Annotated in this window: 25 protein-coding genes and 1 pseudogene; 14 read left to right on the top strand and 12 right to left on the bottom strand. The window is 56.0% G+C overall.

Features of this window, described 5'->3' with window-relative positions; all coding sequences use genetic code 11:
• Positions 1-60: 60 nt before the first annotated feature.
• Together GOX63_RS23195 and GOX63_RS23190 are read right to left on the bottom strand one after the other, a co-directional pair.
• Positions 61-1,926, bottom strand: a complete 1,866-nt coding sequence (locus GOX63_RS23195) for a ParB/RepB/Spo0J family partition protein (RefSeq protein ID WP_170328924.1) — start codon at positions 1,924-1,926, stop codon at positions 61-63.
• Between the two features lie 253 nt (positions 1,927-2,179).
• A complete protein-coding gene (locus GOX63_RS23190) occupies positions 2,180-2,584 on the bottom strand; it encodes a DUF3768 domain-containing protein (RefSeq protein ID WP_170328922.1) in 405 nt (134 codons plus the stop codon).
• 324 nt (positions 2,585-2,908) lie between these two features.
• Here GOX63_RS23190 and GOX63_RS23185 point away from each other — a divergent pair, with 324 nt between their 5' ends.
• On the top strand, positions 2,909-3,049 hold the full coding sequence (locus GOX63_RS23185) for a hypothetical protein (RefSeq protein ID WP_170328920.1): 141 nt from the start codon (positions 2,909-2,911) through the stop codon (positions 3,047-3,049).
• A gap of 176 nt (positions 3,050-3,225) precedes the next feature.
• Positions 3,226-3,471, top strand: coding sequence for a hypothetical protein (locus tag GOX63_RS23180; protein ID WP_170328919.1), 246 nt, complete (start codon positions 3,226-3,228; stop codon positions 3,469-3,471).
• A gap of 52 nt (positions 3,472-3,523) precedes the next feature.
• Here GOX63_RS23180 and GOX63_RS23175 read toward each other — a convergent pair whose 3' ends face one another.
• The gene (locus GOX63_RS23175) at positions 3,524-3,817 is read right to left on the bottom strand and encodes a WGR domain-containing protein (protein ID WP_254436081.1); all 294 of its coding nucleotides are present in this window, start codon (positions 3,815-3,817) and stop codon (positions 3,524-3,526) included.
• 105 nt (positions 3,818-3,922) lie between these two features.
• Here GOX63_RS23175 and GOX63_RS23170 point away from each other — a divergent pair, with 105 nt between their 5' ends.
• Positions 3,923-4,600, top strand: coding sequence for an ankyrin repeat domain-containing protein (locus GOX63_RS23170; protein WP_170328917.1), 678 nt, complete (start codon positions 3,923-3,925; stop codon positions 4,598-4,600).
• 44 nt (positions 4,601-4,644) lie between these two features.
• Here the strand turns inward: GOX63_RS23170 and GOX63_RS24195 are convergent, their stop codons facing one another.
• Positions 4,645-5,151, bottom strand: coding sequence for an ArsR/SmtB family transcription factor (locus GOX63_RS24195; RefSeq protein ID WP_170328915.1), 507 nt, complete (start codon positions 5,149-5,151; stop codon positions 4,645-4,647).
• A gap of 184 nt (positions 5,152-5,335) precedes the next feature.
• On the opposite strand from GOX63_RS24195, the gene GOX63_RS23160 reads away from it, so the two are divergent.
• Entirely contained in the window at positions 5,336-5,587 is a 252-nt protein-coding gene (locus GOX63_RS23160) for an EthD domain-containing protein (protein ID WP_217356283.1), read from the top strand.
• Positions 5,588-5,834: 247 nt separating this feature from the next.
• Here the strand turns inward: GOX63_RS23160 and GOX63_RS23155 are convergent, their stop codons facing one another.
• A complete protein-coding gene (locus tag GOX63_RS23155) occupies positions 5,835-6,155 on the bottom strand; it encodes a hypothetical protein (protein ID WP_170328914.1) in 321 nt (106 codons plus the stop codon).
• Between the two features lie 19 nt (positions 6,156-6,174).
• Complete coding sequence (locus GOX63_RS23150) at positions 6,175-7,098, bottom strand: LysR family transcriptional regulator (protein WP_170328912.1); 924 nt, start codon at positions 7,096-7,098, stop codon at positions 6,175-6,177.
• Between the two features lie 112 nt (positions 7,099-7,210).
• Between GOX63_RS23150 and GOX63_RS23145 the strand changes: the two genes are divergently transcribed.
• Genes GOX63_RS23145 through GOX63_RS23135 form a run of 3 tightly spaced genes read left to right on the top strand, consistent with a single transcriptional unit; the run spans position 7,211 to position 9,511 of the window.
• Positions 7,211-8,161 carry a glutathione S-transferase family protein gene (locus GOX63_RS23145; protein WP_170328910.1) on the top strand — a complete coding sequence of 317 codons (951 nt, stop codon included), beginning with the start codon at positions 7,211-7,213 and terminating at the stop codon, positions 8,159-8,161.
• Entirely contained in the window at positions 8,161-9,150 is a 990-nt protein-coding gene (locus GOX63_RS23140; protein ID WP_170328909.1) for a DMT family transporter, read from the top strand. Before GOX63_RS23145 ends, GOX63_RS23140 begins: the two co-directional genes overlap by 1 nt.
• Positions 9,134-9,511 carry a nuclear transport factor 2 family protein gene (locus tag GOX63_RS23135; RefSeq protein WP_170328907.1) on the top strand — a complete coding sequence of 126 codons (378 nt, stop codon included), beginning with the start codon at positions 9,134-9,136 and terminating at the stop codon, positions 9,509-9,511. Before GOX63_RS23140 ends, GOX63_RS23135 begins: the two co-directional genes overlap by 17 nt.
• Positions 9,512-9,670: 159 nt before the next feature.
• Here GOX63_RS23135 and GOX63_RS23130 read toward each other — a convergent pair whose 3' ends face one another.
• Positions 9,671-10,558 carry a LysR family transcriptional regulator gene (locus GOX63_RS23130; RefSeq protein WP_170328906.1) on the bottom strand — a complete coding sequence of 296 codons (888 nt, stop codon included), beginning with the start codon at positions 10,556-10,558 and terminating at the stop codon, positions 9,671-9,673.
• A gap of 98 nt (positions 10,559-10,656) precedes the next feature.
• On the opposite strand from GOX63_RS23130, the gene GOX63_RS23125 reads away from it, so the two are divergent.
• Together GOX63_RS23125 and GOX63_RS23120 are read left to right on the top strand one after the other, a co-directional pair.
• Positions 10,657-11,016: a VOC family protein gene (locus GOX63_RS23125; protein WP_170328904.1), complete on the top strand. Its 360-nt coding sequence runs from the start codon at positions 10,657-10,659 to the stop codon at positions 11,014-11,016.
• Positions 11,013-11,879, top strand: coding sequence for an SDR family oxidoreductase (locus GOX63_RS23120; protein ID WP_170328903.1), 867 nt, complete (start codon positions 11,013-11,015; stop codon positions 11,877-11,879). The genes GOX63_RS23125 and GOX63_RS23120 overlap by 4 nt, the downstream gene beginning before the upstream one ends.
• Before the next feature lie 284 nt (positions 11,880-12,163).
• Here the strand turns inward: GOX63_RS23120 and GOX63_RS23115 are convergent, their stop codons facing one another.
• A complete protein-coding gene (locus tag GOX63_RS23115; RefSeq protein ID WP_170328901.1) occupies positions 12,164-12,919 on the bottom strand; it encodes an SDR family oxidoreductase in 756 nt (251 codons plus the stop codon).
• Positions 12,920-13,540: 621 nt separating this feature from the next.
• Between GOX63_RS23115 and GOX63_RS23110 the strand changes: the two genes are divergently transcribed.
• From GOX63_RS23110 to GOX63_RS23090, 5 genes and pseudogenes are all read left to right on the top strand, one after another.
• The gene (locus GOX63_RS23110; protein WP_170328899.1) at positions 13,541-15,367 is read left to right on the top strand and encodes a BCCT family transporter; all 1,827 of its coding nucleotides are present in this window, start codon (positions 13,541-13,543) and stop codon (positions 15,365-15,367) included.
• Positions 15,368-15,438: 71 nt separating this feature from the next.
• Positions 15,439-15,684, top strand: a pseudogene (locus GOX63_RS23105) (IS3 family transposase); the annotation flags it as partial.
• 89 nt (positions 15,685-15,773) lie between these two features.
• Positions 15,774-16,076, top strand: coding sequence for a helix-turn-helix domain-containing protein (locus GOX63_RS24190; RefSeq protein WP_170328898.1), 303 nt, complete (start codon positions 15,774-15,776; stop codon positions 16,074-16,076).
• A gap of 295 nt (positions 16,077-16,371) precedes the next feature.
• Positions 16,372-18,399 carry an FAD-dependent oxidoreductase gene (locus GOX63_RS23095; protein ID WP_367646765.1) on the top strand — a complete coding sequence of 676 codons (2,028 nt, stop codon included), beginning with the start codon at positions 16,372-16,374 and terminating at the stop codon, positions 18,397-18,399.
• 358 nt (positions 18,400-18,757) lie between these two features.
• Entirely contained in the window at positions 18,758-20,737 is a 1,980-nt protein-coding gene (locus tag GOX63_RS23090; RefSeq protein ID WP_170328894.1) for a bifunctional 2',3'-cyclic-nucleotide 2'-phosphodiesterase/3'-nucleotidase, read from the top strand.
• A 214-nt stretch (positions 20,738-20,951) separates the two neighbouring features.
• Here the strand turns inward: GOX63_RS23090 and GOX63_RS23085 are convergent, their stop codons facing one another.
• The 4 genes from GOX63_RS23085 to GOX63_RS23070 form a co-directional block, all read right to left on the bottom strand.
• The gene (locus GOX63_RS23085; protein WP_170328892.1) at positions 20,952-21,632 is read right to left on the bottom strand and encodes an NAD-dependent epimerase/dehydratase family protein; all 681 of its coding nucleotides are present in this window, start codon (positions 21,630-21,632) and stop codon (positions 20,952-20,954) included.
• On the bottom strand, positions 21,616-22,095 hold the full coding sequence (locus GOX63_RS23080) for an SRPBCC domain-containing protein (RefSeq protein ID WP_170328890.1): 480 nt from the start codon (positions 22,093-22,095) through the stop codon (positions 21,616-21,618). The genes GOX63_RS23085 and GOX63_RS23080 overlap by 17 nt, the downstream gene beginning before the upstream one ends.
• 21 nt (positions 22,096-22,116) lie before the next feature.
• Complete coding sequence (locus GOX63_RS23075; protein WP_170328888.1) at positions 22,117-22,572, bottom strand: hypothetical protein; 456 nt, start codon at positions 22,570-22,572, stop codon at positions 22,117-22,119.
• A gap of 9 nt (positions 22,573-22,581) precedes the next feature.
• A partial coding sequence (locus tag GOX63_RS23070; RefSeq protein ID WP_217356281.1) for a hypothetical protein occupies positions 22,582-22,837 on the bottom strand: 256 nt, incomplete at its 5' end.

Genomic DNA, 22,837 nt, shown 5'->3' with positions numbered 1-22,837 from the left:
TTGAGGCTAACACAGCCAGAGATTGAGAGGCAGGGCGCAAAGCGCCCTGCCCCGTTAGGTTCAAATGCAATCCGGCACCCAAACATCGATCCGGGCTTTCTGTGCCTCGGTCACGCCTAGTGCATCCTGATGTTCCACATCGTTGAACAGCTTGTGCATCGCCTCGTTCTTCGCGCCTTTCTTGGATTTTGCGAAAGCCTTGAACATGCCGGTGTCGCCATGCAGGTCCAGCAGGTCCTTGTAGAGATCATCCAGCTGCCAGCCTTTCAGCCGTTTGAAGCAGTTCTCAGCAGACGGGGTCCAGATCGCGCGCATGTCGGCACCAATCTCAGCCGCGATCTCCGCCATGAACTCCGGGCGTTGGGTCAGGAACCGCCGAGCCAGAAAAGCCGTGATCTCTCCATTCCGGACCTTCTTTCCCAGATCGCGAAACGCTTTGAACGCCTCCACGCTGCCTTGTGCGGCCATCTCCTGAAATTGGTCATAGGCTGCCTCTGCCGCTTCGTCCCGCTCCCCGCCAAGGCGCGGATCGAGGATGAACTGGTCATCGATCTCGGGCGTGTTCCGCTCGGCGCCGCCATAGCCAAACCCGAACAGGTTGCTGGTCAGACCGGAGGCCGGGGTGGCGTAGAAGGCAAACAGGCTTAGCACATAATCGGGCTTGTCCAGCAGAGCCGTTTGAACTGCTGCCAGCCGGATCGCCACCATGTCGTCGATGAACTTCTGTGAATAGGCCGGTTTTGGTGTCTCCTTAATCTCGGGCTCTTTGACCGGAGCCAGAACACCGGCCTCAATGGCGGCCTGTACATGTTCCGCCGCAACATAGGCCGATGACGTTTTGATCTCGCCACTATTGTCGACATAGACAAACACACCGGACAGCTTGCGCTGATCGTCGGAATAGAAGGGTGCGGCATAGTCCTCAAGCGCGGCCAGCTCCTTTTCGCCATCTTCATCCAGAGCCTCAGCCTCATAAAGTTCGGCCAGTTCGTCATACCGCTCGGCCTGCTCTTCGGTGAAGTCCCGGCTCACCATCTCCAGACGGTGCATGCCTACGATGCCCGAAAACCCATAGGGAATGTAGCTGTCTTCATGGGTGTCCACCCAGTCCCAGCCTTCCGCTTCCCGCAGCTTCTCTGCTTCTTCCGCAAGCTTCTCTGCAAACAGATGATCTAGTAGCGTTCCGTCATTGAACAGGGTCTCATCGGCAAAGAGATCAGCAGTGACGGTGCCGCCTGCTTCAACATAGGCCTCCTGCCCCACAAACATAGCCTTGCGGTTGGTGCTGCTGACAGCCTCCGACGTCAGGGCCTGTTTCACATCATGCTCACTGAACCATCGGCACTCCTTGGCCTGTTCCAGAACCTCCAGAATTTTCTCTTCCTCGGTGCTGACGGTCATGGCCTTGGCCAGCCCCATGCTGATCTCACCCGCCTTGAGTGCATCCAGAACGGCGGCGGGCAAACCTGCCAGTGCAAGTCGGCGGCGCACATGGGCTTCGGTCACGCCGAACGCATTGCTGATCTTGGCAACAGACAGGGATTTCTCGGCCATCTTGCCGTAGGCTCGGACCTCGTCCACCGGTTCCAGTTCCTCACGGGCGGTGTTTTCCGCATTGGCCCACTGCTCGGCTACAAACGGATTGTCGGTGATCTTCACGGGAACCAGTGCCAGATCGGCGCGTTCGGTCACGGCGATGTTCAAAGCTCGCAGCCGGCGGCCACCAGCAACAACGGCCACCTTTCCATCCGCATCGCGCAGACCGCTGAGGTTCTGGATCAGGCCGCACATGACCAGACTGTCGGCCAGCAGGGCAATGCTGTCCTCGCCAACCTCCTGCCGTGGGTTCAGGTCGGACAGGTAGAGATCGGACAGGGCGAGGGTTTCGATGGTTTCCGGTGCGGTGAATGTTTCGACTTTGCTCATTGGGCAAATCCTTGTTTGAGTGTTTCGCTTCGTGTTAAGGGTGCTCTACCCCTTCTGGGGTAGCGCGAGGCCGCTTAGGCGGCTGCGTGTTGTTTCAAGAAGCGGAGCGCGATGTTTGCAGACAGGCCTCCCTTCTTGAGCAATTCCACAGCTTCACGTGTTCGCTGTTCGATGATCTTTGCAGGCATAAACTCACCTCCTTTCCTGCGCAGGTTGCGCTTGCAGACCCTGCCCCTGTGGGACAGGGCTGGTCTCAGTATTCGCTAGGGCGCATGATGGTCAGGACGCGGCGGGTCACTGCGGGATCAAACGGATGGTCGGAGCCGTATTTGTAGTCCGCGTCGTAAAGATCGATCTTCCAGAACAGCTTCTGACCGCTGACCGTCACCGATCCGAATGTGTGATCGCCATAAGGGTCATTGCCCTCGTCGAACTGGTCATCCGTTGCGACCGCCTTCAAAACTGCGGTCTGGAACTCCATCCCTTCGCCGGACACGCCGGGCGTGACAAACACCTGGCCCTGAATGCCTTTGGAGTGTATCTCAATCGCCGCATTTGCGTCGATCAGGGCTTTCCGAAATAGGTCATTCTGGGCCGCAATCTCGACTGCCTGAAGGCTCGTGTCATTCTCAATGTCTTTTTCCGCTTCGATATTCAAAACCGTCTCTCCTTTGTGATGCGACCTTCGGGGCTGATCCCTTTTGGTGCTGGTTTTGAGCCAAGCCCTGAAAGGGCGTCGTCTCTAAAACCTGCCTCGTGGCGAACGCGGAGAGGGGCGAGACAAGACAAATCGACAAGAGTGGTGCGGCCCGCAGCGCAACGCGCGAGGACACGGTCTTGTCTATTTGTCTTGTCCGAGGGGGGAGGCTGCGCCTTCCCCCTGGCGTCGGGTGGCGTTTGGCTTGCCCAAATCCCGCCTGACCAACAAAAGAAGCCAAAGGATCTTCGATCCTGCGGGAGCGCAAAAGGGATCGTCACCCGGATGGGCAGATCACCACGGCATGGGCTGACCATGACCCAAAGCCCCTGCCCCGGCTCGCAAGAGACGGTTCAGGGGCTATTGGAGCAGGGAGATCAGGCCGGGGTGTTCTGGGTAGAAGCTGGCATGCCGGCTGAAACTTAGAGCCCGGTCACGAGACGACAGGCTCGGGATTTGCCAGGGCGTAAGACCGCATCCCGCTTTCTCGCTACGAACAGGACGTCGGGCGCCGATCTTGGCAGGTTCCCCTCAAGTTAAGTTCCGCGATTGACCCCGGAAATCCGATCGTGCCTACTGCGCGGATTGAGGAGAACTGATACATGCAAGAACCAATAATTCGTGAACTGCTGGGCCGGATGCTTGCCCATCGTTTGCTCATTGAACGTTTGATTTACCGCCTTCGGGCAGTAGATGATTTCCAATCTATGGGACTGGAATCTGACTTGAGAAAGATCGAAGCGGATATTGAAGCATACAATTTGCCAGAAGGTATTTCCGAAGCCTGCCAGGACGAGCTGGAAAACCTCGGCGATCATGTCCATTCTGGCCGAGTAGCCAAAGAATAGATCGCTCAACCGGGCTGAGAAATGAAAGAACTACTATCGCTGTCGGTAGGTATCAACCACCGACCGGAACATACCCTCTACGGAGCTTTTGCTTCTCGAGTTTCTGGAGCGCTTCAGCAGCTTGGGTCTCGTCGTCGTAGGTGACCATCATGGCCTGCCCATTTGTACCGATACGTCCCCAGGTGCGAAGAACGCACACTTCCCCAAACAGCGTCGGCTGCAGTTCAATCCCATAGAACCGCGCCATGTTGACGTCTGGATCCACATGGATCAGATGGACAGGTGTGGTTGCTGACAGCTCCATGACGCGATTGTCGGCAAACTCAGCCCATCTGTCCAATGGCATTGCGAAATCAATTCCCGGGAAAAGATTCTAATCCTGAATGGAATATGACATCGAGTGCATCCGCTACTACTATAGCTGACCAAAATGTAGGTAATAGGATCGGCCATGTTTCGTTTTCTACTGTTTGCCTTCGTGATGGGTCTTGCCGCCAGCGCAGGCAGGGCACAGACACCGCCTTCAGCTGATGAGGTCGCGCAATACGACGGTCTCTTCGCAGCCGCTCACACCGGCAGCGAAGAAATGATCCGGCAGCTTGTTGAGACGGGGGCAAACGTCAACGCGCGGGACTCACGAGGCCGCACACCAGCCCATGTGGCCGCGTTTGCTTCAGAGGACGGGGCGTTGCGTGCTCTCGCTGAGACCGGTGCCGACATGAACGCGCTTGAAGGCCAGTCTTACGACGTAGTCACAATTGCGGCCGTTGCAAACGATCCAGAACTGATGACGCTCGCCATCGAGCTAGGCAACGATCCCGGCCTGACGACCAGCCCTTATGAGGGAACGGCACTGATCGCGGCCGCGCATCTCGGGCATGTCGAGATTGTTCGACGGCTGATCGCTGCTGGCGCACCCTTGGACCATGTGAACAATCTGCACTGGACAGCAGCTATCGAAGCCGTTGTGCTTGGTGACGGCGGCCCGGATCATCTTGCGGTTCTGGATGCGTTGTTGGCAGCGGGTGCTGACCGATCGCTTGCCGATCGAAACGGAACTACACCACTCGAACACGCCGAACTGCGCGGGTTTTCTGAAATGGCAGAACGGCTAAAAAGAGAGGATTGAAGCCAATCCAGCAGGCTAAGGCGATGAATTTACGTGAATGGTGCCTATGGCAGCTTGGATCCGACAGACCTCTGATCAAGGTGTTGTCGTGGCACAGTGGTAAAAAAGATGAGTATGTTATTCATTATAACCTCCCATGCATCACCCACATCGTCACAAAAGAGTTCATACAACACAGCAACGACCGCTGATACTCTTTGATCGGCGATCCTGTAGTAAATGTTCTTCCCATCGCGTCGTGCACCGACCAACCCAGAAAGGCGCAGACGGGACAGTTGCTGCGAGGCTGCGGCTTGGCGCATGGAGAACGTGTCCTGAATTTCGCCAACAGATTTCTCACCGGTGAGAAGCAGGCACAATATCTGCAGACGACCGTCATGTGCCATGGCCTTCAGAAACTCGGTTGCTTCAAGGGCGTTTTCGCTGAGGTCTGCCTTCAATTGGCGCTCCAAAACAATGTTAAATTTTGATATCACAATTTCTGTTAACAGTCCCCTCGCCGTGCGGATAGCGTAGCAATCTATCCTCTTGCCTGCGTAGTGGTTGGCCATTGCTGGCCATTGGACCTTTCAGAATTTCCGCTCATACTTAGAGCATCTGAGCATCAAAATGAGATATTCCCGATGATTAAACTGATCATGTGTTTGCACCGCCGTTCGAACATTAGCCGAGAAGAGTTCCAGGATTATTGGCTGAACAAGCACGGGCCATTTTTTTAAAAAGAACGCGACGGTAATGCGCTCGAAGCGGTATGTACAAAGCCATACAATTGACAGCCCACTGAATGACGCGATTCGGGTGTCCAGAAGCATGCAACCGGAATTTGACGGTGTGGCTGAGGTCTGGTTCTCTTCTGAACAAGATCTGATGGAGGCGATGGGTACCTCTGAAATGCAAGAGCTAAGCGCAGAGTTGCTGCAAGACGAGGCCAGTTTTGTCGACCACACAAAGTCATGCGCATTTATTGTTCAAGAGCGGGAACTCTAGACCGGTCGAGTAAAGTCGTTCAGCCCACACGCGGCATTCACCACTTTCCCCAGCGAAGCAATGCGCACTTCGCCCCGCAGACCGGCCAGGGCAATCCGAATCTGTTCTTCAGAAGAGTAGTGTCTGCGTGTCTGGCGCTTAATGCCCCTGACTAACTTGCCAGCGGCATATTTCGATGTTCCGGATTTCCTGTTAATCCAAGTCCAAAACCTGTCCGGCGAGCGCAGACGTCAGACACCCAGAGCAACTATACGACGAGAGCGAAATGGGCAATCTTGGTTTTACCTTCCGGCGTGCGAAGAATGGCGATGTGGTGGTCGATCATCACGGTCGGCGCGCGACGACTCTTCGGGGCGACAAGGCGGAATGGTTTCTGCAAGATATGGGCGGTCTGGATTTCGAGGGCCAACAGCAGGAAATGGCCCGTGTTACCGGCAACTATAAACGCGGGAATGAACGCAAAGCGCGCAACCATCCACGAAACCGGTAGGCTTGAAAAAAGATACGGAACCGGCGCGGCGACGCTATGTTTGGCGCCACTCAGGTCGTCGAATTGAGAGATGGTCATGTGCAGCTCTCGATGCGCCTCAGCCTCCCAGCCCCGCCTCGACATCCCAAAACGGCCTGTCCCTCCCGATCCGTTCGGCAAGGAAATCCACAAAGGCGCGCACTTTCATTGGCATATGACGGCGTTCGGGAAACACCGCATAAAGCGCCTGTTCCGACATTGCGTATTCCGGCAAGACCCGGATCAGACGGCCAGCGGCCACATGGGAACCTGCTACGAATGTTGGCAGTCGTCCGATCCCAAGTCCGTCGAGTAACGCGGTACAAAGCGTCTCGCTGTTGTTGACGCGCAGTGTGCCTTTGGTGCGGGTCCGCACTTCTCCATGCGGACCTTGGAACACCCATTCCATAGGATCCCGTGAATAGGCGTAATGCAGGCAATTGTGCGCCAGCAGATCTTCGGGATGCTGTGGGGCACCCATTCGCGATATGTATTTCGGTGAAGCGACAAGGACGCTATGGATCGGCGCCAGCCTCCGCGCGATCAGGGCTGAGTCAGGCAGGGTGCCGGCCCGGATGGCCATATCCAGCCCGGCATCGACCAGATCAATGACCCGATCATCCATAGTTAGGTCCATCGTGATATCAGGATAGGCGGCCAGAAAATCAGTGAGCAGCGGTGCAATATGCAGCCGCCCGAAGGACATCGGCGCGCTTATCTTCAGATGCCCGACCGGTTGCCCCTGCACGGCCGCAACTGCGTCTTCTGCCTCCTGCGCCGATCCCAACGCCTGAATTGCGTGCGTCAGGTAGATTTCCCCGGCTTCAGTCAACGAAATGCTACGTGTCGAGCGATGAAACAGCTGGGTGCCAAGATGCGCTTCCAGTGTGCCTATCCGTTTGCTGACGGCTGATTTCGTGATCCCCAATCGCCGCGCAGCTGCAGCAAAGCCACCGCTTTCGGCCACAGCGACAAATATGGGAATGGCGCCGATTTCGATCATGTTACCCTCGCATGGTCAACTTTTCGTCACCCTTAAGTATACCAGTCAGCCAATTATCGCACCCTGGGAAACACGTTAAGTCGTCCTCATCACGTATTGGATGGAGGCAGCCATGCCCAAAATGCTCATCAATGGAATTCTGCGCGACAAGCCAGCGCAATCTGATGGTCGTTTTCAACGGTTGCCCAGCTCCTTTCATGGTTGGATCAGTTCGGAGGCCCGGGCGGATTTTCCGGCGGTTCCTGGGCGTTACCACCTCTATATGTCCAAGGCTTGCCCATGGTGTCATGGCGTCGACCTGGTGTTGTCGCTCAAAGGGCTGCGCGATGCCATCGGCATTACCTGGATGGACCCGGTAATGTCCGAGGACGGATGGGTCATCGACCAATCCAGCTTTGACGAGACGGCCGGTGTACCGCGTGACCGACACCTCTATCAGGTCTATCAACGCGCCGCGCCGGCCCATACCGGTGCGATTACTGTCCCGTTATTGTTAGATAAGCTCAGCGGTCAGATCGTCAGCACTGACTCCGCAGATATCATGCGGATGCTCAACACCGCTTTCACGGACACGAGTGGTCCGGACCTCTACCCGACAGAATTCGCCACCGAGATCGACCGGCTGGCAGAGATAATCCAAGCTCCCATTCGCAATGGCGTCTATCGTGTCGGCTTTGCGACCACACAGGACGCCTATGACGAGGCAGCCCATCAGCTCTATGTAGCGCTGGACGTTGTCGAAGCAGCGCTGAAAACACAGCGTTTTCTGGCTGGCGCAATACCGACCGAGGTTGACCTGAAGCTCTTTCCGACACTCCTGCGGTTCGATCCCGTCTATGTGACGCATTTCAGGATCGACCGGAACCGGATCGCGGACTACCCAGCCCTTTCGCGCTACCTGGCGAATTTCTCTCAACTGCCTGGCGTTGTTGAAACGATCGATATGCAGCATATCCGCGCGCATTACTTTCTCAGCCACCGCCACATCAACCCAAGCGGCATCATCCCGATCGGGCCAGAACTAAACTACGTAATAACGAAACTGACAAAGGGAGCCGCGTGATGCCCCGTTTTGTCGCACATCTTCCACCGACAGCCCTGATCATCACCATTGGTGCGTTGGTTGGGGTCAGTTTTACTTTGACCAAGTTTGTGGCAATTGCGGGCGTCGCGCCACAACTGGCCTTGTTCTGGCAGCTCCTGATCGCAAGCCTGGTTCTGTTCGTCATTGGGGTGATTTCCGGCAAGCGTCCCCCGCTGCATCGCAGGTATCTGGCTTACTATCTGGGGGCGGGCATCCTCGGCATCAGCGGCCCGGCCCTGATTGGGTATAAAGTGTTGGGTCACGTTTCGACCGGCTTCTACTCGGCGCTGGTCACGCTCTCACCGCTCTTCACATTTGCGATCACGGCTTTGGTCGAAAAGCGAATGTTGCCCGCATACCGGCTGATCGGGATTTTGATCGGGCTGGCTGGCATCAGCTTTGCGACTCATAGCGGTTTTGACCTGTCAGACGTCGCGCCGCACTGGATTGCTGTTGCGATGGCCGGCCCGCTTCTGCTGGCAATGGGCAATGTCTTTCGCAGCCGTGCCTACCCGCCGGACGGTGATCCCATGGCGCTGGCGGCCGGAACTTTGGGTCTGCAACTGCTGGTGATCGGTCTGCCAGTCCTTGTAAGTGGACAAATCGGGCCCGGCTCATCAGATCCCGGCCCGATTGCCGCGATCATCGGAATCGGACTGATCACCGCATTCAGCTACGTGCTGACATTCGAGGTGCAGCGGCGCACAGATGGCGTCGGATTTGCCCAGGTCGGGTACTTTGCCACTCTTTTCGGCATTGGCTTCGGAGCCCTGGCTTTTGGCGAACCAATCCGCCTCACTTTGGTTGTGGCGCTTGCGATGCTCTTTCTTGGTTTGGCCCTCACCAACGGGCACATCCGCCTCGCCCATCTCCGGCGTCTCTCGCCCAAAAGGCGGGCCAGATTACCAATAAACGCCACAACTCGCCAATCATCTACCATGGAGAATAAAGATGCAGATCACCAATGAACACAGTTCGCCGCATGCACCACTGGTTGCCGAACTCTATGCAGCCGTCGATGCTATGAACGCAGGCGACGTTGCCGGATTTGTAACCGAAGACGTCACATTCCGCCTCGGGAACTTCGATCCGGTCACCGGGCGCGAACCTGTCCATCGAGCCAACGAAGCGTTCTTTCAGACCATCTCTGCCATGCGCCACACAATCACCGGCATCTGGTCAATCGGCGACACGGTGTTTTGTGACGGCACGGTCCATTACACACGCAACGACAACAGCGAGCATGAAGTTCCGTTTGCCACACGCCTCGGCCTGCAAGGAGATAAGGTGGCTGACTACGCTGTCTACGTAGATATCTCGGCGCTATAGAAATTCAGACGAAATCGTTTAAGCGGTTTCGGGGAAAAGCCGCATCCAACTGGCCTAACCGGGAACAGAATATTGTCCATTGGGCCGCCCGAAGGGGAAGACAGCGCCTTCCCGCGGATAGTCAGGAGCGTTTGGCATGTTCATATCCCAACGCTCCAATCATCCCTTCATTCGTAAAACCACGACGTCCAGAAACAGACGCGCCAGTTTTGAAAGCGATGTGTTTCCTGCATGGACGGCGTAGAGCCGGATCTCGGGCAGGCGCCAGTCCGGCAAGGCCTCGATGAGCTCTCCGGTCCGCAAGATCTCTTCGCAAAGAGGTTCGGGCAACTCGCCAATGCCTTGTCCAGCCAGAACCGCTGCTTTGACCGCCGCATAGTCATTGACGGACAAGTCAGGTTCAAAGCGGAAATTTTCTGTCTGCCCCTGTTTTGACAGCGACCAGTTCACCGAGCCGGACGTGAGGAACCCAAAGCCGATGGTCCTGTGATCTTCCAGATCCGATATCTCTTGAGGTGTCGTATTGACCGCCATGTAGCCGGGGGCAGCGACCAACTTGTGTCGGTACTTCAGCAATGTCCTGACCACGAGATCAGGGTGTTCTGGCGGAGCAACCCGAAATGAAACATCAACGCCATCATCAACAAAATCCAACGTGCGTTCCGACACCAGAACCCGCAGGCGTGCATTGGGGTACCGCAACTGAAATGTCTCGATGGCGTCCAGAAACAGCACCTCCAGCAGATTTGGGGGAACCGTGATGGTGACCGTGCCCGAGGTGTCACTGTGCCGATCACTAATCAGTCGGTTGGCGTAAGCCAGCGTGTCTATCCCTCGGCGGCAAAGTTCGAAATAGGCCAGGCCCGCCTTCGTCAATCTGATCTGGCGCTTGCTTCGATCGATAAGCCGGGTGTTCAGATCAGCTTCCAGCTCGGACACCTTTCGGCTGACAGAAGAGAGCGGCATGCCCAACACCTTTGCCGCATCCGTGAAACTCCCGGATTGAGCAACCTGGGCGTAGATTGCAATGGCGTCGAAACTCGGCATATCCCTCCCAAATATGGAACTTAGGTTTCAGAATCCGATATTTATCCAAAATAGGGAAATGTTAGAATTCTGCAAACAGTTCTGAAGAGGTTTGACCCATGGCGCCTATTGCCAACACGATCAACTACATCGAATTTCCGCTGACAGACCCGACCGCGACCAAGCAGTTTTACGGTTCAGTCTTTGGCTGGGAGTTTCAGGAATGGGGTCCCAAATATCTGAGCTTCACCGGTGCGGGTATCGACGGCGGCTTCAACGGCGAGGACAAAACGCCCGTTCAGAAACCAGGTGTTCTGGTCATCCTCTTCTCTGATGATCTGGAAGCCGCGCTGGCTGCGGTCAAAGATGCCGGTGCACCGATTCTTCGCGAAATCTACTCTTTTCCGGGTGGGCAAAGGTTTCACTTCGCTGATCCAAATGGCAATGAGCTGGCAATCTGGGCCGAGGCGACGAAATGAGTATACTCGTCACGGGAGCCACAGGCACAATCGGCACTGACGTCCTGCGCCTCTTCGACCAGGAACGCCGGATGGAGGTAAAGGCCCTCATTCGCAACGCCGAAAAGGCAGCATTGGTTTCCGACCACGGCGCAGAACCTGTGATAGGAGCATTTGAAGACCGGCAGTCCCTCGACTCTGCGCTTCAAGGGGTTGCAACGGTGGTGCTGCTGACCCCGGCCGGCCCGCAGGCGGAAGAACAGGCATCCAACGTGATTGAAGCGGCCATAGCGGCGGGTGCACAAAAGATTGTCCGCATATCGGCAATCAAAGCTGACCCAGATGGTCCGACCAATAACACCCGCGCCCATGGCAGCACAGAGGCGGAGATTGCGCAAAGCGGGCTGCGCCACGTTTTCCTGCGGCCTAATCTGTTCATGCAAAACATGTTCATAGCCGCGGATCAGATCAGACAGAAGGCGCAGTTTTCCTTCGCCACCGGCTACGGTAAAATGGGCATGATTGACGCCCGCGACATTGCGGCCTGCGCGGTCGAATGCGCTCTGTCGGATTTCGACGGCCAGACCCTGGAACTTACCGGGCCGGAGGTGATCAGCTATTTCGATGTTGCCGGTGTCATGAGTACGCTGCTTGGAAAACCGATATCCTATGCCCCTGTGCCACCCGAAGATATGTACGCCGCAATCGAAGGAGCGGGATGGGGCCAATGGATGGCTGCGCTGGCGCAGGACTATGGACAGGCTTACGCCTCGGGTTGGGGCGCCTTTACAAGCAGTAATGTCCAGAAAATCACCGGCAAGGCACCGCGGTCGTTTCGGGATTTTGCGAGTGAGGTGTTTTTGCCAACCCTAAAGACATGCTGATGACGCTCTCACAGCAGGCACGGAGGTTCTGACGCGGTTTCTCCGCGGCGAGCATTTAACTATCCAGCGAAGACTGGCAAATGGGTTTGAAGCGGGCCTCAGAATAGAGGCAGCACCTGCCTAAGCAAGAAGCCAGCGCCTGACGCGCGCACTTTATCCGGACATTCAATCTGCAGTGGCGCTGCCCTTCCAAGACGACGTTCACCGCGAATTCGGATGGTGCGCGCAATCACGTTGTGTGATCGGAAACGGCCGTTGGTTGCGAAGCAACCAACGGCAGATATTCAAAGCAGGCGGGTCGCCATGCCACCGTCAACGGCGACCGGAGAACCTGTTACGAAACTTGCCCTGTCTGACAACAAGAACAAAGCAGATTGGGCAATTTCCTTTGGCTCTGCCATGCGTTTCAGGGGATGCAAACTGGCAATAAAGTCGTGCGCCGCAGGATCATCGCCAGCCATGTCGGTTTTAGTGCCGCCCGGCAAAATGGTGTTGATACGGACGCCTTTGGCTGCATGATCAGATGCCAGAGACTGCACGAGACCAATCAGACCTGCCTTTGATGCAGCATAGGCTCCCATGCCAGGCATACCCCCATTGCTGAAACCGACAAAAGTTCCGGTGAATACTATAGACCCGCCGCCGCGTTCCTCTATTGCCGGTATCTGCGCTTTTGCCGCGAAGAATGCACTTGAAAGGTTTGTGGCAAGAACTGACTGCCAGTTGCCTGGCTCCATTTCGGGAATTGGCCCCATCTCGCCCATAATGCCCGCATTGTTGAATGCACCATCAAGGCCGCCAAACTGGCGTTTCGCCAGATCAACAAGATCCCCGGAGTACGTTTCGTCCGTCACGTCGCCCGCAAGGCAAACAGCGCGACCGCCGCTCTGGGTAATCTGCCCGACGAGTGTGTTCAGCTGAGCTTCCCGGCGAGCGCCCAACACAACATTCGCTCCTTCCGAGGCAAACAGAAGCGCGGCCGCAGCGCCGATCCCACTGCTCGCTCCGGAAATGATGATGGTTTTGTCCTTAAGTTCCATGGGCATGCCTTTCTGAATTTGCATGCCAATCAACTAGGAAATGATACAAGTACAGCGCGACCCGGTTCTTGCGGGTGTTGAAATACCTGAACCGAATGCGCAAGAAACGGATCGGCTAAAAGGCTTCAAACGGAAATCGCCGTTCGTTCGCGGTAGGGAAACCACTTTAGTGGGTTCAGTACCAATGCTTGTGCAAGCGCACTATCTAACGATTGAGCCTACGTGAATTACCCTTTCATACCGCATCAAAGCCTCCTTTGGAGAAGTTAACGTTGTGCAACGCCATGATTGCACTTCAATATTCTTGAAGTTTATTTCATTTATTTGAATTTGACTGATATTAAGTAAAAATTGCATTCTGCCCTGGACAATTAGCGGGACTCAGGATCGCAAACCGGGCGAGTTGATCACTTCGTTTCATGCACAAGGTAGCGCGCGTGCCGGACGAAAACCGCCGGAAGTTCCCCGAGCGCACCCCAACCGTATGCGTAATGAAATGCGCCGTCTTGCTTGAGAAGGTCCTTGAACTGATCCGAACCAAAGGCGCGCCGGACGCATTGTGACAAAGCCAGCTCACCTGCGCGGTATCGCATTGAAAGAGTGACAACAGGGAGGAGCCTTATGTCAATTAGAGAGCCGTTTACGGACTTGGAGATAGAAACGGCAGATGCCGGTTTCTATGAGAACTACAGCGTCCCGATCGCGCTGATCAGTAAGGGCATCATGGTTGCCCTTGTGTTGTGGGCGCTTGTTTTCCCGGCCAATGCAAACAGCACTTTGGGCAGTTGGAACGGTAGGCTCCTGGAGGTTTTCAACAGCTTCTACGTGGTCATCGTCGGACTGTTTGTCGTCTTCCTTGTAGTTGTGGCAATCCTTCCCTCGACCGGGAAGAGGGTCATGGGAACAGCAGGTGAAAAGCCTGAGTTTTCGAATTTTTCCTGGTTTTCCATGATGTTTGGCGCGGGGTTGGGTGTTGGACTGATGGTCTTTGCCACGGCCGAGCCGCTGGGCCTGTGGGGATCTAACCCCGAGGTTGTGGCCGGTGCGGTTGCGGGTAACGATCCTGAGTCAATTCAGTCCGCGTATCGGTATACCTTTCTGCATTACGGCTTCCATGCGTGGGCGATTTACGTGGTGACCGGCCTGTCGCTGGCCTACTACGCCTACACTCGTGACATGCCTCTGACCATTCGCGCGGCTCTTACTCCGTTGTTCGGTCGTCTGATGAACGGGTTCCTTGGCCATGTGGTTGACGTTCTGGGCGTGGTTGCAACGATCCTCGGTGTGTCCGTAACCATCGGTTTTGGTGTCAGCCAGTTCATCGACGGTGTGTATGCCATCACCGGCATGGAATGGATCATGGATTTGGGCGGTGAGGTTCCGACCCCCAGCAAAGTTGGCCTGATCGCAGGCCTGGTTGTCATCATGGGTCTGTCGATCATCTCGGCTGTCTCGGGTGTGGGGCGTGGTGTTAAATACCTGTCGAACCTGAACCTTGTTCTGTCGATCATCCTGCTGGGCACGTTCGTTGTGTTCGGCTCGTTCGTCTTTGCCATGACCACCTATGGTACAGCCCTGGTTGACTACCTCCTGCACTTCCTCTCGCTGAGCTTTGGTGCATATGGTCCGTTGTCGACCGAAGCCTTTGCCGCGGCTCTGCCTGCGGAGGCACAGGCGCATGCGGCTGACCTGATGGGCGGCGCAACCAACGCATGGGGCAGCTTTGACGGCTTCAAGAGCGGTCTTGAAGGCGCAGCGGCCGAGTTGGACGAAACAACTCTGGCCGCGGTTTACGCTGCGGGTGAACAAGGCCGTCAGTTTGGCTGGCAGTCGGGCTGGACCACCTTCTACTGGGCCTGGTGGATCGCGTTCTCGCCGTTTGTGGGCCTGTTTCTGGCGCGTATCTCGAAGGGTCGTTCGGTGCGTGAATTCATTCTGGGTTGCGTTCTGGCACCGGCACTTGTTTGCTTCGCGTGGATGACCGTTCTGGGTGGCACCGCAATTGATCTGGAACTGGCGGGCGCTGCCGAAGGTGCAATCATTGGCGCATCGAACACCAACAAATTGTTCGTGACCTTGTCCTACATGATCGACGGTGGGTTGCTGTCCATGCTGAACGTCATGTGCGTGATCCTGATTATGACCTTCCTGGTGACCTCTGCGGACTCGGGCATTCTGGTGATGAACACCATCATGTCCGGCGGCAGCCAGGAAACCGGCATCAAGCACCGCATCATCTGGGGTGTGATCCTGACGGCTGTGATCGGCGCGCTGATCCTGGCGGCGGGCGAGAACAACCCGATGGATGCGCTCCGCAATGCGATGATCATCGGCGCGCTACCGTTTACCATGGTGATGGGTCTGATGATGGTTTCACTAACCAAAGCTCTCTACCGTGATGGTCAGCGCGACAAACACGCTGACTCAAGCACGCAGGCTGCTGAATAAGCACTAAACCTAGTGTCGAAACAGACGCCGCCCCGACAGGGGCGGTGTTTTTCGTTTAAAGACGGAACGGGCGCTGGCATCAGACCCTCAAGAACCGCATCTTGTAGGAAAACTACTATCTGCCTGGCGATCTCACGCAGCAGATTGACGCCTTCGTCGAGCGTTGCAATCACCGTCGCTACCACGAGAGCCTGCAAAACCTCACGCCCGCTGACGTCTACTTCGGACGAGGCCAGACCATTCTGAAACAACGAGAAAGGATCAAACGAAAGACCATCGAATCCCGGCGCTTGCCTCACCGCAGATCCGCCGCATAATCACGCGAACCGGATGAGCCAGATCCTCTCTTAGGTCAGACTGCCAACTGGCTCAAAACTCCTGACGACGGAAAGAGCCCAACATTACCGTGCAGCGTCTTGCCAGACGCCTGAGTGTTCCCGCCCGCGACGTGTCCGCTGCGGTCAACAGAGCACAGGGAACGAACATGTCGCAGTTTGTGAACCGGTTTCGCCTGGCTCATGCAGCGCGCTTGCTGGCCGACACGGATCAAAGCGTTGTAACGATCGCGACGCAATCCGGGTTCATGTCGCGTTCCAATTTTTATCGCGAATTTAAAAGGGTGTATGGACAAGCGCCCAACGAATATCACGCATCCGGAAAACAGCGATCTGACGCGGCTGTTCAACCGTTGAACTCCGGTGTGCCCTAGGCACAAAGCTCTTAGCTTGGGTACGTAGAACCTGAGCGAGCGTTCTGCCCTTAGCTAACCGCGGTGGGTCGAGCGACACTTGTCGGGTTTCCGTCTCTGCTCAACGAATTTTCCGCCTATGAGACTCTTGCTCGGGTCGCCTTTTCATACGGCTATGTCGGAAGCAGTGAATTCTCACGCGTTGCTTCGCGAATAACATATGTCAGATAACGAAGCTCATCCGGCGTTGAAGCTGACCAGTTTGGCCAACCTTGGACGGTTTTCGAACAGCCGATTTGGCCGAAGGGATACGAAAGTGGCAAACCTACTTGATCCGTTTCAATTGAAACACCTGACTTTGCGCAATCGTATCGTTAGCACATCCCATGCACCGAATTTTGTCGAAGAAGGCCATCCCCGGGACCGTTACAGGTTGTATCACGAGGAAAAGGCCAAGGGCGGAGTCGCCCTGACCATGGTCGGCGGGTCGAGCAATATCGCCCCTGATAGCCCATCGGTGTTCGGCCAGCTCTATGCCGGCGATGACAGTATCATTCCATGGTTCCGGAAACTCACGGATGGCGTTCACGAACATGGTGCGGCCATCATGTGTCAGATCACCCACATGGGGCGCCGCACAGCCTGGGATGATGGGCATTGGCTGCCGGTTTTGGCTCCGTCCGGTATCCGCGAACGCGCGCACCGCGCCTTTCCCAAAGTGATCGAACACGAGGACATCGACCGCGTTATTGGCGATTTCGCAGCTGCGGCGCGTCGCTGTCAGAAAGGTGGGTTCGACGGGATCGAGCTTCTGTCCCACTCGCACATTCTAGGTCAATTCCTCTCCCCGCTGACCAACAAGCGCGACGATGACTATGGTGGAACGTTGGAGAACCGTATGCGCCTGACCTTGCAAGTGCTTGACGCGGTGCGTACTGAAGTCGGCTCTGAGTTCATCCTGTCGATGCGCATCACCGGCGATGAGCTGACCGAAGGAGGGCTGAGCGCCGAAGATTGCGTTGCCGCCGCCCGGATGCTGGAAAAATCCGGCCATGTCGACCTGCTCAACGTCCTCGCCGGCGCGCCTTATGATGATCTGGGTTTGGCTGAATGGGTGCGCCCCATGGGCCTGCCGGCGGCACCACATATCACCGTGGCCGGGCGCATCCGTGATGCCGTCGATTTGCCGATCCTGCACGCAGGAGGGATTGCGGATATTGCCACGGCCCGCCACGCGGTCTCCGGCGGCCATGTCGATCTTGTGGGCATGACCCGCGCACAGATGGCAGATCCCCATCTGGTGGAAAAACTCGCGCGCGGGGAAGAAGAGCGTATCCGCCCCTGTGTCGGCCTGGGCTACTGCGTGGACCGGGTCAATCAGGGCAAACCTGCCGTTTGCGGACACAACGCTGCGACGGGGCGGGAGCAGACATTACCTCATGTCATCACGCTAAGCGACACCCGAAAGAAAGTGGTTGTCGTCGGTGGCGGGCCCGGTGGATTGGAGGCCGCGCGGGTCAGCGCCTTACGTGGTCACGAAGTCGTGCTGTTCGAGGCGTCGGACCGGCTGGGTGGACAGTTGGTTTTGGCCGCCAAGGGGATGGCGCGCAGACAGGTATGGGGCGTTGCTGACTGGTTGATTTCCGAGGTGACGGTGCTTGGCATCGATATCCGCTTGAACACCTACGCCGAGGCCAATGACGTGCTGTCCGAAGCCCCCGATGTCGTGATTATTGCGACAGGCGGCTGGCCCGAACCTTTGGCCATTCCCGGTGGTGATCTGACGATCTCCAGCTGGGAGATGTTGTCCGGTGAGGCACGTATCTCGGGCGAGGTGCTGTTGTTCGACGAGGTCGGCGACCACCCTGCGGCCGTCACGGCCGACGCGCTGGCAGGCAATGGCTGCAGTGTCAATCTCGTGACCCCGGACCGGGCAATTCTGCATGACCTTGGCCCAACGACCTCTGCCGTTGCCTTACGCGATATGGCCGCCAATGGAGTTACCTTCACCTGCCTGCAGGAGCTCACTTCCCTGGTGCGCGAAGGTGATCGAATACGCGCAAGCCTTCGTCACGTTTTGACAGGGAATGTCACTGAACGTCTTGTTGATCACGTAGTCGTCGAACATGGCCTTTCCCCGATGGACGGGCTTTATCACGACCTCAAATTAAGCTCGCGCAACCTTGGTCAGGTTGAACACAAAGCGCTCATTGGCGGAACGTTTCCATTCCTTGACACCAATCGGAGCGGTCAATTCCATTTGGCCCGCATTGGCGACGCAGTTACAAGCCGAAACATGCACGCCGCGATTCTCGATGCCTTGCGGGTATGTGCTGCGGTCTGAAAGAAACTATGCTCATCTGCCGATCAAAGATGGGAGCAGATCATCAGTCTTGGCGCAGCGAATGTCAGTAATGCACCCACTCTCACAGGTATCGAGCGGACCAAACCAGACATTGACTAACCACTGGTTTTACTGCGGAGTTACCCCTCAGACCGGCCGTTCGTTGGGTTTGCTAAGTAAAACGACTAAAGGTTTGGTCCGCCTTCTGAATTACTCTAGCAAACACATGAAGTTAAGATATGATACTCATCACTGTCGCCCACAAAATGCGTCTGCTTGAAGTGCACAACCCATTTCATGCGTTTGTTGAGATAAGTATACAAGAGGCGCGTTGACCAACACACTTGAGAGGTGAACCATGTCCTTCCCCGCTCGTCCCCTAATGTCGCGCCGCCAGTTTCTTGCAACAACAGCCACCAGCGCAGCGGCGATCACCCTGCACCCGTTTTCTGCCTCAGCTGCCAACAACCAGGCACATTTGCGGATCATGGAAACCACTGACATCCATGTTCACGTATTCCCCTATGACTACTATGCAGACAAGCCGCGAGACACGGTGGGTCTGTCCCGCACGGCGTCAATTATCAATGAAATCCGCGCCGAGGCGACCAACTCGCTTCTGGTCGATAATGGCGACTTTCTACAGGGTAATCCGATGGGCGACTACATCGCCTATGAACGCGGTATGAAAGAGGGCGACAGCCACCCGGTAATTACGGCTTTCAACACGGTTGGCTTTGATGCCGCCACGCTGGGCAACCATGAGTTCAATTACGGCCTGGATTTCCTCGAAAAATCTCTTGCCGGCGCCGACTTCCCGGTGGTTCTGGCCAATGTCGCCAAGGAAAAAGGCGCCGCTCCGCGAGACGACAAAACGCTGGTTAGCCCCTACGCCATTCTCGATCGCGAAATCGAATTGGGCGATGGAACCAAGCATCCCATTAAAATCGGGGTGATTGGGTTCACCCCACCGCAGATCATGAATTGGGACCGCAAACATCTGGAAGGCAGTGTTGAGGCTCGCGACATCATCGAAACGGCACAGGCCTATGTCCCCGAGATGAAAGAGCAAGGCTGCAACCTGATCATCGCCCTGTCGCATTCAGGAATTGGCGAGGCTGATCACTCCGATGGCATGGAAAACGCCTCTGTCGTACTGGCGGGCGTTGACAATATCGACGCTCTGGTCACCGGCCACAATCATCTGGTCTTCCCCTCACCCACTTTTGCCGACCGCCCTGGGATCGATGTGGATAAAGGCACGCTGATGGGCAAACCCGCCGTCATGGGCGGTTTCTGGGGGTCGCATCTTGGCCTGCTGGACCTGCTGCTGGAGCGGGACGGGAACGAATGGCGCGTGGTCACGACCACTTCCGAGGCGCGACCGATATCGCAGCGCAACGAGGACCGCTCTATCACCGCACTGGTGGGCGATGACCAAAAGGTTCTGGGTTCGGTGGCAAATGAACATGACGAAACACTGGCCTATGTCCGTCGCGCAGTCGGTAAGACTTCAGCCCCGTTGCATAGCTATTTCGCGCTGGTCGCGGATGACCCCTCTGTGCAGATCGTGTCGATCGCACAGAAATGGTATGTCGAGGAAATGCTGAAAGGCACCGAGCACGAAGGTTTGCCTATCCTGTCAGCGGCTGCTCCGTTCAAGGCCGGCGGGCGTGGGGGCCCTGAGTATTATACTGATGTTCCAGTGGGCGATGTCGCAATCAAGAACGTCTCCGATCTGTACCTCTATCCGAATACGGTCCGTGCGGTCCGTGTGAATGGCGCGCAGGTAAGAGGTTGGCTTGAACGGTCGGCAGGCATGTTCAATCAGATTGAAGCAGGTTCAAAAGACGCGATCCTGCTGAACCCGTCTTTCCCATCCTATAATTTTGATGTGATGGATGGCGTGACCTATCAAATCGACCTGTCACAACCGTCGCGCTATGGACCAAAGGGCGAAGAGGAAAACCCCGATGCGGCCCGGATTGTTAATCTTGCATTCAACGGCGCACCGGTTACGGACGACATGGAATTCATCATTGCCACCAACAACTACCGTGCGTCCGGCGGCGGCTCGTTCCCCGGTGCGATGGGCGAAACCGTTATTTTCGAAGCGCCAGACACAAACCGTGATGTCATCGTACGTTACATTGTCGAACAGGGCACGATCGACCCCAAAGCGGACGCCAACTGGTCATTTGCCCCATTGGACGACACGACCGTACTATTCGAAACTGGTCCCAAAGCTCGTGACTATATGAATGACGTCAAGGGCGTCTCAATAGAGGACGCTGGAAAAGGCAAGGATGGTTTCGCAGCTTTCCGTATTAAGCTTTGATCCAACGGCGCTGTTGCTTCGACTAACATTCCCGTTACACAATGAACTCGGTGGCGGGAGAGCTCTAAGTGCAGTCGGCCCTTAGCCGCCGTCCCTGCGAAAGTTGAATGCTGCATTGCGGCTTCCCAGAAGCGGACATTGAAAGACGCCTGTTGAAATCTGAACAGCTCGAGGCGCAGCAAAGAGTAGATTATACTCAGGCCCAGCCGCAGCCTCATGCGAACAACGTACGCATCTCACCGTTTTCGAGGACAGCGGTACAACGACGATCGTGTATCGCAGTATAAAGCATGGCATGAGCTAATTCATCGGAAGTTACACCGATGGACGGCATCAGCCTTTGGAGCGGTTTAAAGAGGTGGTCGGCCATCTTCCACGTGCTCCTCGGCCCCGACGGCGCAATATAACCTGGACGAAAGGCGAATTTCCGTTCGAGGTCAGATGCAAACAGTTTGCTCTCCGCTTCGCCCTTAATCTTCAATGCAAAGGACATGCCGCCGCCATCTGACCGAGCGCCTTGAGCGGAAAACAAGCAGAACGTCACACCGGGCGCAGACCTCTCGCAAGCCGCCAGCAAAGCGCGCATCCAATCGACTGTGATTTCCTCGTATTCTGCTCGACTCACTCGCGCGGAATAGGTGGCAAGGCAATGGAAGACTGTGTTGATACCATTGAGATAAGGCTCGATGGATTGGGTTTCGCCGAATGCTTCGAACCTCACATCGGTCAGCTTAGGATGATCTATACCGGACAGCCTGCGCCCAAGTGACACGACTTCGCGCACAGTTTTTTCGTTTAGCAATACCCTGAGTACCGATGAACCCACCATCCCCGTCGCACCGGTCAGCAGAACGCGTCCAAGTGGTCGTGTTGTCTTGTCAGGCGGATTGGGCACGGCGCTCTGCCTCGGCTTTCAAGCCGCGATTGAAAGCTTGGTAACCTTCCACATACATCTTTACCAAACGCCCGCCCATCAGGAAGGTAATGCCCCCCAGGATTTCATCGGATTGTACGAAGCGGGTTTTACCACCCTCCAGTGGCTCGACACAAAAGTGATGATTGTCGCGAATGCCGCCCGGTCCTTTCTCGGCCCAGAAGAACTCTGCCCCGTCCACGACCGTGATAGTGTGTTCCAGGGTGGTTAGCTTCTCCTTTGATGAATCCAGCTGAAAGTCGACCGTGATCGTCGATCCATCCTTAATCTCTCCTTGGATACCCACAAGGAACTCTGCCCAGTCCTTGTAGTTTGCCGTGTCGGTCAGAACCGACCAGACCAAGTCCGCCGGCGCATCGATCAAAATGTCTGTGTGGATTTTGTGATGTGAGAGGTTCACTTTTTCCGATGATGAGGTTTCCATGACTGTCCTTCCGTTGCGGTCTCAGGCGCTCAGCGGCGACACGCGATCACTGCCCTGAATTGTGATCCGTCCGAAACGATCCCGCATGCGCTTGGATCGGAAAAGGTAGATCGAGATGATGATGTAGTTGACGCATTCTTGGACAAAGTTCCGGTAGCGATCCGGATTTTCCAACATGTCGAAGGTTTGCACAGCACACATCGTAGCAAGCGCGGTGAACATCACCAGCATGGCAATCGGAGTGAAGCTCCAGCGCAGGACGTATCCGGCCAGAAACGCGGCACCCGATGCTGTGATCAGTGTCCAATGGAGAGTTTGCATGCCCAACGGGAAGGCCGCGTTTTGCAATCGCATGAGTGGGGCCAACCCAGTGAAGTATTCAAGAAACCCAAGTAGCCCCCAGCCCAGCATAATAACCGACGCGAGTACAATCAGATACTCGAACCCTTGCGAGAAGCGATCGATAAAGGCGTACATCCCTGTCCCTCAGATCGCGAATGTCTGACCGGTCATCTCTTCCGAGAGACGCCACAGACGCTTGGCCAAATCGTGGTCGTCGCAAATCGGATTGCGGATCGCGACGCCGGTCTTGCCGCTCATCTCTTCGGGGCCTGTAGGGCCGTAGTATTCGCCGCTTTTGACCTGATCAGACAAAGCGGCGAACAGAGATGGCTTCGCAGCGTCTTTATTGGAGTGCAGCAGTTGTTCGACTTGTGCCTTCATATTAGCGTGCGTTGCTTCG

It is taken from the genome of Ruegeria arenilitoris (assembly GCF_013031355.1).
In the GTDB taxonomy this organism is placed as follows: Bacteria; Pseudomonadota; Alphaproteobacteria; order Rhodobacterales; family Rhodobacteraceae; genus Ruegeria; species Ruegeria arenilitoris_C.
The sequence above is the reverse complement of the archived record's forward strand: the minus strand, read 5'-3'. Positions and strand labels throughout refer to the sequence as shown.

Excerpts from the sequence above, each read along its gene's own strand:
- GOX63_RS23195 (WP_170328924.1), bottom strand. The coding sequence starts at position 1,926 with ATGAGCAAAGTCGAAACATTCACCGCACCGGAAACCATCGAAACCCTC.
- GOX63_RS23185 (WP_170328920.1), top strand. The coding sequence starts at position 2,909 with ATGGGCAGATCACCACGGCATGGGCTGACCATGACCCAAAGCCCCTGC.
- GOX63_RS23180 (WP_170328919.1), top strand. The coding sequence starts at position 3,226 with ATGCAAGAACCAATAATTCGTGAACTGCTGGGCCGGATGCTTGCCCAT.
- GOX63_RS23175 (WP_254436081.1), bottom strand. The coding sequence starts at position 3,817 with ATGCCATTGGACAGATGGGCTGAGTTTGCCGACAATCGCGTCATGGAG.
- GOX63_RS23170 (WP_170328917.1), top strand. The coding sequence starts at position 3,923 with ATGTTTCGTTTTCTACTGTTTGCCTTCGTGATGGGTCTTGCCGCCAGC.
- GOX63_RS24195 (WP_170328915.1), bottom strand. The coding sequence starts at position 5,151 with ATGGCCAACCACTACGCAGGCAAGAGGATAGATTGCTACGCTATCCGC.
- GOX63_RS23160 (WP_217356283.1), top strand. The coding sequence starts at position 5,336 with ATGCGCTCGAAGCGGTATGTACAAAGCCATACAATTGACAGCCCACTG.
- GOX63_RS23155 (WP_170328914.1), bottom strand. The coding sequence starts at position 6,155 with ATGACCATCTCTCAATTCGACGACCTGAGTGGCGCCAAACATAGCGTC.
- GOX63_RS23150 (WP_170328912.1), bottom strand. The coding sequence starts at position 7,098 with ATGATCGAAATCGGCGCCATTCCCATATTTGTCGCTGTGGCCGAAAGC.
- GOX63_RS23145 (WP_170328910.1), top strand. The coding sequence starts at position 7,211 with ATGCCCAAAATGCTCATCAATGGAATTCTGCGCGACAAGCCAGCGCAA.
- GOX63_RS23140 (WP_170328909.1), top strand. The coding sequence starts at position 8,161 with ATGCCCCGTTTTGTCGCACATCTTCCACCGACAGCCCTGATCATCACC.
- GOX63_RS23135 (WP_170328907.1), top strand. The coding sequence starts at position 9,134 with ATGCAGATCACCAATGAACACAGTTCGCCGCATGCACCACTGGTTGCC.
- GOX63_RS23130 (WP_170328906.1), bottom strand. The coding sequence starts at position 10,558 with ATGCCGAGTTTCGACGCCATTGCAATCTACGCCCAGGTTGCTCAATCC.
- GOX63_RS23125 (WP_170328904.1), top strand. The coding sequence starts at position 10,657 with ATGGCGCCTATTGCCAACACGATCAACTACATCGAATTTCCGCTGACA.
- GOX63_RS23120 (WP_170328903.1), top strand. The coding sequence starts at position 11,013 with ATGAGTATACTCGTCACGGGAGCCACAGGCACAATCGGCACTGACGTC.
- GOX63_RS23115 (WP_170328901.1), bottom strand. The coding sequence starts at position 12,919 with ATGGAACTTAAGGACAAAACCATCATCATTTCCGGAGCGAGCAGTGGG.
- GOX63_RS23110 (WP_170328899.1), top strand. The coding sequence starts at position 13,541 with ATGTCAATTAGAGAGCCGTTTACGGACTTGGAGATAGAAACGGCAGAT.
- GOX63_RS23090 (WP_170328894.1), top strand. The coding sequence starts at position 18,758 with ATGTCCTTCCCCGCTCGTCCCCTAATGTCGCGCCGCCAGTTTCTTGCA.
- GOX63_RS23080 (WP_170328890.1), bottom strand. The coding sequence starts at position 22,095 with ATGGAAACCTCATCATCGGAAAAAGTGAACCTCTCACATCACAAAATC.
- GOX63_RS23075 (WP_170328888.1), bottom strand. The coding sequence starts at position 22,572 with ATGTACGCCTTTATCGATCGCTTCTCGCAAGGGTTCGAGTATCTGATT.